The sequence below is a fragment of the Ignavibacteriota bacterium genome, assembly GCA_016212665.1.
Lineage (GTDB): Bacteria > Bacteroidota > Ignavibacteria > UBA10030 > SZUA-254 > FW602-bin19.
Genome location: JACREZ010000003.1, coordinates 32,094 through 46,486, shown reverse-complemented (window position 1 = coordinate 46,486; position 14,393 = coordinate 32,094). Strand labels below are relative to the sequence as shown.

The 14,393-nt window shown below is 38.1% G+C and carries 11 protein-coding genes; 1 reads left to right on the top strand and 10 read right to left on the bottom strand.

What is annotated here, in order from left to right:
* Positions 1 to 80: 80 nt before the first annotated feature.
* The 9 genes from HY960_00940 to udk all read right to left on the bottom strand — a co-directional run bounded on the left by HY960_00940 (position 81) and on the right by udk (position 12,152).
* Positions 81 to 623, bottom strand: coding sequence for a phosphatase PAP2 family protein (locus HY960_00940; protein MBI5214299.1), 543 nt, complete (start codon positions 621 to 623; stop codon positions 81 to 83).
* Positions 624 to 672: 49 nt separating this feature from the next.
* Complete coding sequence (locus HY960_00935; protein MBI5214298.1) at positions 673 to 1,287, bottom strand: DedA family protein; 615 nt, start codon at positions 1,285 to 1,287, stop codon at positions 673 to 675.
* Positions 1,284 to 1,769: a 2-C-methyl-D-erythritol 2,4-cyclodiphosphate synthase gene (locus HY960_00930; protein ID MBI5214297.1), complete on the bottom strand. Its 486-nt coding sequence runs from the start codon at positions 1,767 to 1,769 to the stop codon at positions 1,284 to 1,286. Before HY960_00930 ends, HY960_00935 begins: the two co-directional genes overlap by 4 nt.
* Before the next feature lie 9 nt (positions 1,770 to 1,778).
* Positions 1,779 to 2,051 carry an acylphosphatase gene (locus HY960_00925; protein MBI5214296.1) on the bottom strand — a complete coding sequence of 91 codons (273 nt, stop codon included), beginning with the start codon at positions 2,049 to 2,051 and terminating at the stop codon, positions 1,779 to 1,781.
* A 112-nt stretch (positions 2,052 to 2,163) separates the two neighbouring features.
* Positions 2,164 to 3,780, bottom strand: coding sequence for a hypothetical protein (locus HY960_00920; GenBank protein MBI5214295.1), 1,617 nt, complete (start codon positions 3,778 to 3,780; stop codon positions 2,164 to 2,166).
* Positions 3,777 to 4,658: an ATP-binding cassette domain-containing protein gene (locus HY960_00915; GenBank protein MBI5214294.1), complete on the bottom strand. Its 882-nt coding sequence runs from the start codon at positions 4,656 to 4,658 to the stop codon at positions 3,777 to 3,779. The genes HY960_00920 and HY960_00915 overlap by 4 nt, the downstream gene beginning before the upstream one ends.
* Positions 4,659 to 5,072: 414 nt before the next feature.
* Entirely contained in the window at positions 5,073 to 6,455 is a 1,383-nt protein-coding gene (locus HY960_00910) for a sigma-54-dependent Fis family transcriptional regulator (GenBank protein ID MBI5214293.1), read from the bottom strand.
* 37 nt (positions 6,456 to 6,492) lie between these two features.
* A complete protein-coding gene (locus tag HY960_00905; protein ID MBI5214292.1) occupies positions 6,493 to 11,508 on the bottom strand; it encodes a PAS domain S-box protein in 5,016 nt (1,671 codons plus the stop codon).
* A gap of 11 nt (positions 11,509 to 11,519) precedes the next feature.
* Positions 11,520 to 12,152 carry a uridine kinase gene (udk, locus tag HY960_00900; protein MBI5214291.1) on the bottom strand — a complete coding sequence of 211 codons (633 nt, stop codon included), beginning with the start codon at positions 12,150 to 12,152 and terminating at the stop codon, positions 11,520 to 11,522.
* An 84-nt stretch (positions 12,153 to 12,236) separates the two neighbouring features.
* On the opposite strand from udk, the gene HY960_00895 reads away from it, so the two are divergent.
* The gene (locus tag HY960_00895; protein ID MBI5214290.1) at positions 12,237 to 13,343 is read left to right on the top strand and encodes a glycosyltransferase; all 1,107 of its coding nucleotides are present in this window, start codon (positions 12,237 to 12,239) and stop codon (positions 13,341 to 13,343) included.
* A 34-nt stretch (positions 13,344 to 13,377) separates the two neighbouring features.
* On the opposite strand, the gene HY960_00890 is transcribed toward HY960_00895, so the two are convergent.
* Positions 13,378 to 14,376 carry a sigma-54-dependent Fis family transcriptional regulator gene (locus tag HY960_00890; protein MBI5214289.1) on the bottom strand — a complete coding sequence of 333 codons (999 nt, stop codon included), beginning with the start codon at positions 14,374 to 14,376 and terminating at the stop codon, positions 13,378 to 13,380.
* Between the last annotated feature and the right edge of the window lie 17 nt (positions 14,377 to 14,393).

Genomic DNA, 14,393 nt, shown 5'->3' with positions numbered 1-14,393 from the left:
AACAATACTCCGGTAGCCAAAGCGAAAATTAAGTTTCGTTTGGTAGCGCCTCGGTTATTTGAAAATACATTTTGTTCCACTTAATCCGGAAGATTTTTTATCTCAAGTGAAGGAATCAATCTACCAGTAAACTGTAGTAACGAAACGATGATTAACCCGCAAACAATACCAATAATTCCTCCGACGAAGACATCGTAGGGATAATGAACTCCAACATATACACGGGAGAACGCCACAACTATTGCGTAGGTAAAAAATGCCCAAGCAAATTTTCGATAATACACGCCCAGAAATGTTGCAGCAGCAAAACTATTAACAGCGTGCGAGGAAGGAAATGAATATCCGCTTCCGCATGGAACGAGCAACCGCAAATGCTCCATAACAATCTTCCCGTTAATATCGTGACAAGGACGTGGACGCATAATTGCTTTTTTGATGAATGTACTACTAAGTTGGTCGCTAAATACGATTAGAGGAATAAGAGCAAGAGCAATGATTCGTCCCTTCTTCCCTCCTTTCCAAAGTAACAGAAGCCAAAGACTACCGAACAAAATCCAACCGAACCAATGCTTGTTCAGGTCGGTAAGAAATGGCATTGTTGCATCAAAGAAAGAATTTGCCATTCCCTGGTTACAAAGATTAAAAAGAGATTTGTCAATTTGTAGTAGAAACTCAGACATTCGATTTTGCCTTTCGTTGTTTAATGAAATATCGAACAGTAAAAATGATTATCACTATAATCAATATTCCGGTAACTGCCTGACTGTAAGCGCTTAAGTAAAAACCAATCTGTTCCCAATTCTTTCCTAACGAATAACCGGCATAAACAAGAATTGAATACCAGAATAAAGAACTAAAAAATGAAAGCACCGTCGTTTTGAATGGGTCAAGATGTGAAACACCGGCGAAGAACGAGACAACGGCGCGAGTACCGGCTAAAAATCTGTTCCCGACTATTAACCAATAGCCATATTTCTCAAACCATCCATCGAGTTTGTTTACGGTCTCCCTTGGGATAAACCTTAACTTCCCCTCATCAAGAATCTTCTTTCCGAACCAGTTTCCCAATGTAAACATAGCAATAAAGCCTAATGTACTACCGAATACTGCTGCGTTCAACGCAAGGAGAAAATTACCTTTCCCTAAGGAAGCGAGAGCGCCACCGAATACTACTGCAACATCGCTAGGCAAGGGGGGAAATAAATTTTCAATAAATGCAACGCCAAAGATAATAATATAAATCCAAAACGGATCTACCTGAGAAAGCAGAGTAATGATTTCGTTCAATCACACCCCGGTACTTCTTGGAGTGATGCAATTGCAAATGCGGCGGCTCCTTCACCTTTACCGATGAAACCCAATCCTTCATTTGTTGTTGCCTTTATTGATACATCTGCAACCCTAATAGAAAGAGATTGAGCTATACGTTCTCTCATCAATTCAACAAACGAAATAATTTTGGGCTTCTCCATTATTAAAGTTGCATCAATGTTGTTAACTGATAATTGATGTTGCTTCAGTAAACCTGCAACATGTTGTAACAAGACCAAACTGGAAATACCTTCGTAATTCGGATCAGTATCGGGAAAATGTTTTCCGATATCGCCGAGCGCAGCTGCGCCAAGCAATGCATCTGCTATGGCATGACACAGTACATCTGCATCAGAATGACCATCAAGTCCTTTCTCGAAAGGAATTTCCACTCCACCAAGAATTAGTTTCCTGTTTTCAATGAATTTATGAACATCGTACCCGATACCGAATCGCATGTGTCCTCTTTACCGAATAGAAAATTGATTGAATATTCCGGTTGGCTCATTCCACTCAATGACAACGTCCGAAACATGAGAAATGCGTGGACCGACTTTCACTTCTTTAATTAATTCTTCGATTGAACCACGAGTTCCTTCCGCTTCGATTTCGACATCGCCGTTAAACAAATTTCTTGTGTAACCGTGAATACCGAGTTTTACGGCTTTTGAGTAAACAAAATATCGAAAGCCGACGCCCTGCACTAAACCTTTGACTACTATCTTTGCTGAACAATTCATAGTGTGAGAATGAAAATACAAGGAAATGGAAAGAAATCAAAAACAAACACCCCTCATGGATTACTCCACGAGGGGCGTCTGGTAGGGTTGTTGAGGGTACTACGTTCGTGTATTAATGTTCTATGAGTCTCTGTTTCCCCACCGCGGCAAACGTTATCAATGCAATGGTCCAGATTAAATATAAAAACGGATTTTGTACGACGACAGAATCTTGTAGCGTTCCAAGAAAATCAAGAAGGGGCTGTTTGCTTGTACAGCCGACGAGCCAAAGTAACGTATAAATTCCTTCAAAGGCATAATTACTGTTCGTCCAGATTGATAAGACAAAAGCAAGTGAAGGAATAAAAGTCGCACTAATTATCCACGCGGCTAACGACGACCATTCACCAGCCAGAACAAATCGAATGGCAGCACCCGCTCCGGTTACTAATGCGACAAGTACTCCTACTGTCCAGAGAACTTGCATCAACATTGCATCTCGTTGTGCATCTTGATTTTTATTTTTGTGTCGGTAATGTTCACTGAGTCTCATACCGAGCCTACTCCAGATGAACAGGGGCCAAACCCATGCGGCAGGCAATAACCACTCCCTCATTATCTCGAAAGGAGCGACAACACAAACGACTAATAACACGGCTGAGACAACGAACCACCACCATGTAGTTTCTTTCACCAATTTCTTCATTTCTGAGTAGAGCATCTGTTCAAATTTCATCCATCGTTGCACCGATAAAATGGGAGTGATGATCTTTTGCACTACAGGGAAGATAATGTTTGTTTCTTCGTTACGTATGTAACTCCTGTCTCTCAAACTATTTCGGAATTTCTTTCTTCGTTCATACGCAGGGTCAAATCGGAAAAACAATAGCCCGGATAAAGACATCAACAATAAAGAAACTCCGACTAATCCTATTCTTGCTGAATAAGTTGAGTGCTTCCACTCAACTCCCTCCCACTCAACTGCTGTAATGATTTTATTAAGGTCTTTTATGGAAATGCCAAAATATATCATCCCGGTATAATCATTATGTTTTTCTTTGATGGATGAACTTAGTTCGGACAGAGTAGGCGTAATTCCAAAAACGTCGTTTTGAGTACCAAGAAAAAGGTGAGTGGTTTGTTCTAATGGTTGCACGGAACTATAGAGAAATCCAATCCAAAGAACGAAGTACAGAATATTTCCAACTGTTCCATTCAAACCTCTTGAAATTTCAAAAAAGATACTTAATGAAGAAACAATAAGTACTACCGGCAACGTTATCATTAAAAAAGGAGATAGGATTGACCAAAGATGAATGTATGGTTCTTCTCCGAAATTCAACTGAAGGATAATACTTGCTAAGGCTGTAAGGAGTACAATCAATGAGAGAACAGCAACATTACTCAGAAATTTTCCAAAGATGTAGGTCGCTTTGCCTAATTTTGTTGTTGCATACAGTTCACTGATACCTAAGTATTTATCCTTTTCGATTCTTCCACGAAGTAGATAAAATCCAGTCAGAGCAATTATCATGGATGTGAGAACCGCCACGACTGTCCCAATCCATGCAGAATTATACAGCGGGCGATAATTCCCCAAGTTAATAATTGTATGGCTTGCATCGGGCGGTGGAACTGCGGCAACGATAATTGCAAGTATTGCCAGACTTGTCAGGAAAAATTTGTCTCTTCGTATTTCATCATAGAAATTGGAAATGACAATTTGTAGTAGAATTCTCAACGTACTCATTGGATGCTTCCTTTCCAGATATGAAGAACATATTGGTAAACATCATTGAGCGTGGGTGTTACGTTAAGTGCGCTCTCTCCCGGTGATTCATCCGAAATTACTCTTATCGTGTCTCCTTGTCGTGTATGTTCCAGCCCTACGGTGAAAAATCGTCTGCGTACGGCTGATAATTGTGAGTTGGGAACTGTCATCTCCCAAACTTTTCCTTTGACAATCTGTTTCATTTCATCAGGAGTTGTTTTTGTTAACAAGGAACCGTTTGACAAGATATATATTTCATCAACCAAGCCTTCTAAGTCTGATGCTCTTTCGGTTGTGATGAACAATAATTTTCCTTGAGAACGCTCAGATAAAATTCTCAAAACATCATGGCGTTCTTCAGGAAGAAGTTCGTCGGATAATTCATCAACGACAAATAGTTTTGGGTCATTTAAGAACATCTGGGCGATGCCTAAATTTTGCCGCATCCCCGGTGAAAGAGTACCCAATATTTGTTTTCTCACTTCGGTTAGTTTCATCAACTCCATCAGTTCAATAATATTGTCGTGATTGAATTTTCTATTTTTTCCTTTTAATGCGGCAATATATTCCAAATACTCAAGTGCAGTCAACGTCGAATATACTCCGAAGTTTTGTGGCATGTACCCCAAATGCGAACGCAATTCATCCGGTGATTGAGAAATATCGGTACCGTTCAGAGTTACGGTTCCCTTTGTTGGCTTTGTTACAGTAGTTAAGATGTGAACTAACGTGGATTTACCCGACCCATACGGACCCAGAATTCCTATTCGCTTGGAATCTATGTCCATACTAAAGTCTTTCAGTCCCCAAAATTTCTTCTGATAGACTTTGCTAATATTTTCAGCAATTAATCTCATAATACCCTCAACAGAATTATTTATGATTAGTGTTGTTTATTCATTGTTTTTGTTAAAACCATTCAACACTTGTGCCATCTGAAAATAAAATAATAGTGGCTTATTTGTTCGAGAAAAGATGTTTGTATTCAAATACTGTATAAAGGATATGTTCAATGATAGAACGTTGTTCTATCATTGAACAATTCAAGGCAAAAAAAAAGCGTCCGTAATCACGGACGCTTTTTGTTTTGTCGCAGTTCACTAATTCACATTGCTAAGAAAATCACTCCTGAAGAGAAATATTACAAAGTTGATGCCACTGAAACTTCATTGAACTCATTTATTCAAGGAGGAAAAAATAGAATCCTTGAAATAGGAATCGTTCCGAGCGCGAACAGTGTTCATAAATAGTACAATCGACGAACGTCAGCACTATTTAGATACAATATGTTCAATTCCATATTCTTTCATTTTTGCATAAAGCGTGTTTCTCCCAATTTGGAGAATCTTGGCGGCTTGAGAAATATTCCAGTCAACTGAATGAAGAACGAATTGAATATGTTTGTTTTCACTCTCGGCAAGTGAAATTAAAGCGGTATGTAAAACGTTGGAATCGAATTTGTCAGAAACATGAATAGAGATATTGGGTTCAATTGCGAGGTCTTCTATCGTTATGAAATCATCACCGGAGAGGGCTATTGCACGTTGTATAGTTGATTGTAATTCACGAACATTTCCGGGCCACTGATATCGTTCTAACGCGGTTAGGGCTTCTTCTGTTAATTTCTTCGGTTGTTGTAGTTTTTTAAACTTATCAAGAAAATATTCTGCAAAAAGTTTGATATCGGAACGTCGGCTACGTAGAGGAGGAATTTCTAACTTCATAACGTTCAATCTGTACCATAGGTCATTTCTGAATTGCTGAACACGAACTTCCTCTGCAAGGTTTTTATTTGTAGCCGTAATTATTCTCACATCAACTGTTCGTGTTGCTGTATCTCCAACCCGCCGGTACGTTTTTGTCTCAACAAACTTCAACAGTTTTTGTTGAAATGTTAAATCAATATGTCCGATTTCATCCAGAAAGAGAGTTCCGCCCTGTGCGATTTCAACCAATCCTTCCTTATTTGTGTCTGCTCCTGTAAATGAACCTTTAATATGCCCGAATAATTCAGACTCTATCAATGTACTATGAAGAACACCACAATCAACCATAACGAACGGATGTTCTTTTCTTCGGCTTTGTGTATGAATATAATGTGCAAGTACTTCCTTTCCGGTTCCTGATTCTCCTTCTATGTGAATTAGATAATCGTCATCTGCAAACCGTTTCGCTTTTTCAAGAAGTGCGAGCCACGGTTCACTATTACCGACAACAGCATCAAAGAGACAAGCCTTATCAAGAGAGCGTTGCATTAGAAAAGTAGAGGTACGAAGAGATTTCTGTCGAAGACATTTCTCAATAACAATTTCCAATTCATCGAACGATGTAGGCTTCGTTAAGTAATCGGAAGCGCCAAGTTTGATAGCAGAGACAGCGATACGAATATCTTTCACACCAGTGAGCATAATGACTTCAGTCCATGGTGAATGTTCTTTTATATGTTGCAATACCTCTAATCCATCCACACGTGGCATCTCGACATCAAGTATCACAATATCGAAATGGTTACTGTTCACTAAGTTAATAGCATCGGCTCCATCAACCGCTACCGAAACAGAGTATCCCAGGTACCGGATACCCTCTCCCAGCAGTTTCCTGATTTCTGCTTCATCATCAACTATAAGTACATGATATATTTTTTTATCAATCATAATTTCTACACGATTTTCTTTAACTACTAATTATTCGTTATCTCCTATCAAGGATTTCTCTAATGCGAGTAACAATTTCAAGAACATCATATGGCTTTTGTACAAAATCATCTGCACCTGCCTCGATCATTTGAGCGCGCACTTTTGTATCAAGATACCCGCTTGCAAGAATTATCTTCACATCCGAACGAATGCCTTTAATTTGCTGAAATGCCTCGAAACCACCAAGTTTTGGTAATCCCATATCTGTGAGCACTAACTTAATTTCTTCATTACGTTCAGCAAATATCTGAACGGCTTCTTCTCCATCGAATGCAGGAATAATTTTATAACCGTATCCCTCTAAAATATTTGACATTAATTCAAGAAGTGGAACTTCATCTTCTACCAAAAGAAGTGTTTCGTTTCCACCTTTCGCTACAGTTTCAACTTGAGAGGCAAGTACATCATCGCCAGGAAGATGTTCAGGCAAAGGTAGAAAGATATTGAATGTCGTTCCTTTGTTAAGTTCAGTTTCAACATTAATAAATCCTTTGTGATTTTCGATGATTCCAAAAACCACAGATAATCCGAGTCCTGTTCCCTGTCCACGTTCCTTCGTTGTGAAGAATGGGTCAAAAATTCGATGTTTTGTTTTCTCATCAATACCTGTTCCCGTGTCAGCCACGGAAATTTTCAGATACCGTTCGCCCGTCGCTTCAGGAAATAGTTCTTGTACAATTTCCGATGAAGTAATTTCTGTCGCAATAGTTAGACTACCTCCCAATGGCATGGCATCGCGTGCATTCAAACAAAGATTTAAGAGAACTTGATATATCTGGTTATTGTCAGCTGCAATTGAAACATCTTTCTGTTTGATATCACTTTGAAAAGTAATTGTTTTCGGAAATGTTTCATGAAGCAACTTTGATAATTCATCGATTATCGGGTCAACTGTTATAATACTAAAAAATGATTCTGTCTTTCGAGCCAATGTCAGTAATTGCTGAACAACACGAGCACCTCTTCGTACTGTCTTTTCAATTATTTCAATGTTATGGAGTAATGGTGTCGGCAGATTTTCAGAAAGTTTAATCGAACCTGTGTAGGCATTAATAATTGCCAAAATATTATTGAAATCGTGGGCGACACCTCCAGCAAGAATTCCGATACTTTCCATTTTTTGAATGTAACGGATTTCCTCTTCCATCTTTTTTCGCTCTGTTATATCACGTGCGATACCAAGTATTCCAATGATTTGGTTGTTCTGGCGTCGGGGAGTTGTGGTTATTTCGCTGACAAAATAATCATCGTTTTTTGTTTTAATTCTGAGTTCATATGCCGGATGAGGTTTTTCGCTGACTGTTTCCTGAAACAATCTGTTCGCTAATGGCAAATCTTCCTGATGAAGTATGGTGTTGAATGACTTACCAAGCCACTCCGAACATTTCCAACCGGTGATTTTCTCAAAAGCGGGATTGAGAGAAGTAAATATGCCTTGAAGCGAAACAGTAAAAATTGCATCCGTAGCACTTTCAAACAAACTTCTGAATTTCTCCTCGGAATCCCTCAATGATTCGACAGCATTTTTTCTCTCTGTAACATCACGATAGTTCGAAACGATTGCCTGAATGTTCGGGTCAAATAAAAAATTTGTGGCGATAGCCTCAATCCATCGCCAGGTTCCATTAACATGAGAAACACGAAAGGTTGACGAAGCAGATTGATGGGGCTGTTCAAGGAGTTCCTGATAAATTCGTTTCAAATCTTGAAGGTCATCCGGATTAATCTTTTCAAAAATTGATTTCCCGATTCGGGATTCAGCCGTAAAGCCTAACACTTGAAATATCGCAGGGCTTTCGTACAATATCCTTCCTTGTTTATCCAGCATGACAACGACATCGGAACTATTTTCAATGAGGGTCCTGAATCGTCGTTCGTTCGTCCGTAATAAATCTTCCGTCTTTTTTTGTTCGATTGCTTTCGCTACTTGAGTCGAAACGTACTCCAACATTTGTCGCTCTGTCTCGCCATAGGTTTTGGGATCAGAATAATGTTGAACCGTCATTATGCCAATTGTTTTCTTCCCGATGATTAACGGTACACCAAGCCAAATCGGGGATAAAGAACCGATGCTCTCAATTTCGCCCAACTGCACTAAGTTTTCATGGTCTTCAAGTGTTGATAGGTGTGATTTGCCGGTTCGTAAAACATATTCAGTTAAACCTCGTCCTGCTTGTTGTGGTTGTGGCGGTTCATCTTCTTCATCTACATAATATGGGAAACTAACAGTATTTGTCTCATCATCATATAATGCAATGTAAAAATTCTTTGCATACATAACCTCGGCTACAATTGAGTGAACCGCCTTGAATAATTCTTTTAAGTCAGGAGCTCCTTCAGCCGCCTGTGCGATACGATACACTGCACTTTGCAATTGCTCAGCACGCTTTCGTTCAGTAATATCGAATGCTGTTCCTAATACAGCCTGTAGCCCTTGATAATTAATAACAGCCGCCGTGAAATCAATCCATCGTTCAACACCATTTTTCGAGAGAATTTTGAATTCGTATCGGGGAGGAATTTTTTCGCCACGTTGCCGCGCTAAACCTCGCTGCCGAATGAGTTCTTTGAAATCCGGATGAACGACATCCCAAAAATTCATACCGAGTAATTCTTCCATTGAATAACCCAGCAAGCGCTCTGCCGCCGGATTCGCGTAGACATATTTCTCGTTTTGGTAAATGATGATTGCTGATTCAACTGTTTCCGTGAGGACTCTGAATCGTTGCTCACTTTCTTTAATTAATTTTTCTGATTTTTTCCTTTCTTCAATGTTATTCGATACTCCTATTAAAGCAATCGGAACACCCTTTTCGTCCCGAATAATAGAAGTCGAAAGAAAACTTGTAAATAGGGTTCCATCTTTTTTAGAATTAATCACCTCTCCCTGCCATCCCCCTTTCAGTGTCATTTCATATATTTCCTGAACATGTCCGCTCCCATTTCCTGAATAATGGAATTGACCGATATCGTGACCTAATAATTCTTCTTCAGAAAATTCGTATGTCTTGGTAAATGCTTTATTGACAAAGATAATTTTATTATCCATATCTGTAATGCAAACGCACTCACTGATGCTTCGTAACGCGTGACCGAGTTTCATCAAAGAGTTTTCCGCTGATTTTCGCTCGGTTATGTCACGTTGTGTTCCCCATGCACGCTTCAAATAGCCATTCTCAACAATACCAACCAGATTATTAAGAAAATATTTTATGTTTCCATTCCGGTCGTATTCTATCGTTTCCATATCCTCCAATTTGTAATTTGATTCAATTAATTTTCGAAGCATTACGATATTTTGTTCCTCTTCCGGAACAAGTGTTTCTGCTAATCGCTTCCCAATGAAATCTTCAATGTTATCAAACCCATACATTTTAGCCATCGCTTCATTACACTCAGCAAGATAGCCGTGTTTGTAAAACATTTGTATCTGCTCGTTGACCGGTAATGTGACGGGAACCGGTTCTTCGATTTCATATCGCCAGATTGCTTCTGTGCTGTGAAGAATGAACATTCTATATCGTTCTTCATTTTCGCGTAATGCAATTTCCGCCTGCTTTCTTTTTGAAGTTTCATAGGCAATAGAAACTAACTCAGCTATCGATGTAGCAAATTCCTGTTCTTCTAATGTCCATTTCCTGGCAGGACCGATATGTTCATGGCAAACGATACCAATTACTTTTCCGTGTAAGTGAATTGGCGTATCCATCATAGAAGTGATTCCATGAGGGATGAGATACGAATCAGTAAATTCACTTGTCAGTGAATTTGTTCGAGCATCATCTGCCACAACAGCATACAAAGTTTCCAATGCATTGAAATATGTTGGATAATTTTTTGAATGGAGTTTTACCCCCTTCATTGATTTCGCGAATGTAAGACTGACAAATGCCTCACATTGAATTTCTCTCCTGTCTTGAGAGAACGACCAAATACTGACTTGTTCTACTCCCAGTGTCTGCGCATCGCGTACAATTATTGTATTTAATGCTGTTTCAAGTGAATCGTACTCTTTTTTTGCAAGTTCGGTAAGAACACGTTGATTTCTTAGAATAAGTTCCGTTCGCTCACGTTTTAACTCTTCTTCTCTTTTAATTTGGGTAATGTTTTTAACAAAAACAGAAACACCGGCTACAATCTTTTGCTCATTAACAATTGGATTGAAAGAAATATTCAATTCAAGTCTATCTTCGCCATTCAAATAACTTCGATTTACAGAAAATCTCTCATTGTTGAACGAACGTGAATACATTTCCTCCCAGAACATTTTTTCTTCTGTTTGAGTTGAATCTCTGAAATTCAAACCCTCTTTTAATTCTATGTTGAATATCTTACGGAAAATATTCTTCGCTTGTGAATTGTACGTAACTATTGAATAATCATTATCAATTGACCAAATTGCATCATCAGTATTTTCTAACAGGGCGAGTAAGTTCAGTTCATGTTCCTGAATTGCCATGACAGCAAGTTTTCGTTCAAGTGCGAACGAAATTTGTGTTGCAGCATATTTTGCCAGTTCAAGTTCATGTTTGCCAAATAATTTTTCATTTGTATAATCATAGAGTGCTAAAACGCCAACGACAGTTTGTTGGACAACTAATGGAATCCCAACCCAAACTTTCATCGGAAATGTGTCGTCAATAAGCCTTCCTTGATTGATAAAAGTTAGAAAATCGTCTTGTGTACATACATACGTCGTCGCATCATGAAGAACGATCTCCTCTAAATATTTCCCGGAAGTTCTACTAAGAAATTCTTTTGACCTTTCATCAAAAGAAAACGGGAAGGTTATTTGATTTTGTTTTGGTGTATGAAAGGCAATGTAATAGTTCTTAATGTGAAGAGAACTCTTTAGCAGTTCAAAAATTGAAGTATAGAGTTGTTGCAGTTGCTGAGAAGTATTTACTACATTCGAAATATCCAACATTGCCTGATGCAATTTTTCTTTTTGCAATAATTCAGTAATGTTAATATTCTCAGAAGAATGATTTGGAGTAGAACGAGATTTCATGAAAAAGAAGATTAGTCTTTAGTTGAATTTAACATGCCATTAATTTTTGAAGCAATCATATCAATGGCTACTGCATTTTCACCGCCACGCGGGATAATAACATCTGCCCAATGTTTGCTCGGTTCCACAAATTCAAGATGCATTGGTTTGACATTCTTAATATACTGTTGCATGACCGATTCAATTGTTCTTCCCCGTTCGATTAAATCACGGCGTAAACGGCGTAATAACCGTTCATCAGCATCGGTATCAACATAAATTTTAATATCCATTAAATCACGAAGTTCTTTCTCAACAAAAATCAAAATCCCTTCTACGATAATGATAGGTCGAGGGTGAATAATCGTCACTTCAGTCAACCGTTTACTTGTGGTAAAATCGTAAAGAGGTTGTTCAATACTATTCCAGCCCTTCAACGTTTTTAGTTGTTGTATGAGTAAACTTGTTTCGAGCGAATCAGGATGGTCGAAATTTATTTCATGGAGGGATTTATCTTTGAACGATGAAATATCTTTATAATAAAAATCATGTTTCAAGACTGCGACTTCAGTCAGTTCGAATCGCTCAAGAATTTTATGAGTAACTGTTGTTTTTCCAGAGCCACTACCTCCTGCGATGCCAATGATTAAAGGATGTACATTCATGGCTCCAATATAAATGAAACTCGCTGTAGTTGCAAGATTCAATTGCTTTGCTGATGCACATTTCTTACATTGCAACTCAATTTTATGTTGACTCCAATTGAATCCTTGCTTCTTATAGCGCTAATTCTTTATGCACTTGAATTTGTATTTCTTCAAATCGGATTATGGAAAGCAAATAATGCCGGAACGGTTATAAACTATGAACCAATCGTTACCGTTATTGTCGCAGCAAGAAATGAAGAAGACAATATCGGTGAGTGTGTAGAGTCGCTGTTCCAATTGAATTACCCAAATAAGAAACTCGAAATTATTGTAATAAGTGACCACTCATCGGATAATACATTTCAAATAGTAAATCAATTTTCTAAGACTCATCCAAACCTTATTTGTTTAGAGGCAAAACCTGAAAGAGGAAATCTAAGAGGAAAAACAAACGCAATTACCCAGGCAATAGAAGTTTCCAAAGGTGAAATCTTGATGTTCACGGATGCGGATTGTACGGTTTCTCCTGAATGGATTCGTCAAACAGTAAAATATTTTGATGATAAAACAGGCATTGTCGGAGGATTTACAACTCTCAAGGCAACGAAGGCATTTGAAGGAATTCAAGCATTGGATTGGCTTATTCTATTTTCTACATCCTCCGGTACAGCAGGCTGGAAGATTCCACTAACTGCAATTGGAAATAATATTTCTGTGAGGAAAGAGGCTTATGAACAATCGGGCGGGTATTATTCAATTCCATTTAGTGTTACTGAGGATTATGCACTTGTTCGAAGTATTCTTAGCAAAACAAAATATAAACTGAAGTTTCCTTTACTCTCAAGTGCAACCATTTCAAGCAAAGCATGTTCATCTGTAAAGCAATTATTCAGACAAAAGCAACGATGGGCTATTGGCGGTTTGGATATGATTCCTCATGGTATCATAATATTTTCTCTGACGTGGACATTAAGTTTTGCACTTCTCGTCGGGCTATTCACAGCTAATTCGATACTTATTAGTCAAATAGTTCTTTTAAAACTCTTAATTGACTTTATATATTTGTTCAATTTGTTGAAGAAATTAAATAAATATTCTTTATTAAAGTACATATTATTTTTTGAGTTGTATTTTACATTGTATGTCGTGTTTATTCCGTTTGTTGCTTTGTTTAGCAAGAAAGTTATTTGGAAAGAGCGAAGTTTATAAAAAAAATGCCCTTCTAAGAAGGGCATTTTTTTTGTTAGATTCTTGAACGCATACGCGAACTCAGTATTCCTAATCTCTTGAGTTTATATCTCAAAGTTTGTTCAGTCAATCCAAGAAAACTTGCTGCTCGGGATTGATTAAAACCAAATCTCTTAAGAGAACGCTCAATGATACCTTTTTCAATTATATCCAAAGAATTTTCAAGTAAAAATTCCTGACCGGTATCAATATTTGTAATCATCTTAATTACCTCGGTTTTTTCGTCAACAAGTTCCGGAGGTAACATGAAACGACCACCCGAAGAGAATAACACTGACTTATCGACCACTGCTTTCAATTCACGGATATTTTCCTTCCACGGCTGACGAACTAAAATATCAATTGCATTTATATCAATAATTAATTCGCTTATCCCTAATTCTTTAGACAACTCATTTGCAAAGTGTTTAACAAGCAAAGGGATATCTTCCGGACGTTCGCGTAGTGCCGGGACTCTAATGGTTTCATAGCTTCTGATTTTCCTATACAAATCTTCATATAACTTGTGCTTGTCGTAAAGAATATCAATATCTTCTTTAGCGGTAATAATTACTCGGATTTCTACCTCTTTTTCTTCAATACTACCCAACCTACTTGTTTGGCGTTGTTCTAAAAAATTCAAAATTCTCATTTGATTTCTAAAACTTGCCTCTTCAATTTCTTCGATAAGTACAGTCCCTCCGTTCCCCAATTCGAAAATCCCTTTTTTGGTGACTCCTCCATAACTCTTACCGTAACGCTCATAACCAAAGAGAATTTCCTCTAACTCACTATCGTCCACAACGGATAAATTCACAGAAGAAAACTGAGTTCCTTCAGAACCAGCTTTTGAAATAGCGTGGATATTCTTAGCAATAGTTCCTTTTCCTACACCGGATTCACCTACTATTAGTAGATCGTTAGATTCCTTAGAGACTTTAGCTATTTGCCTAAGAATAGCATCACTGGCTTTACTTTTTACAATCATCTGATATGGTAATTTTTCACTATTCATATTAACCTTCCTTGTTT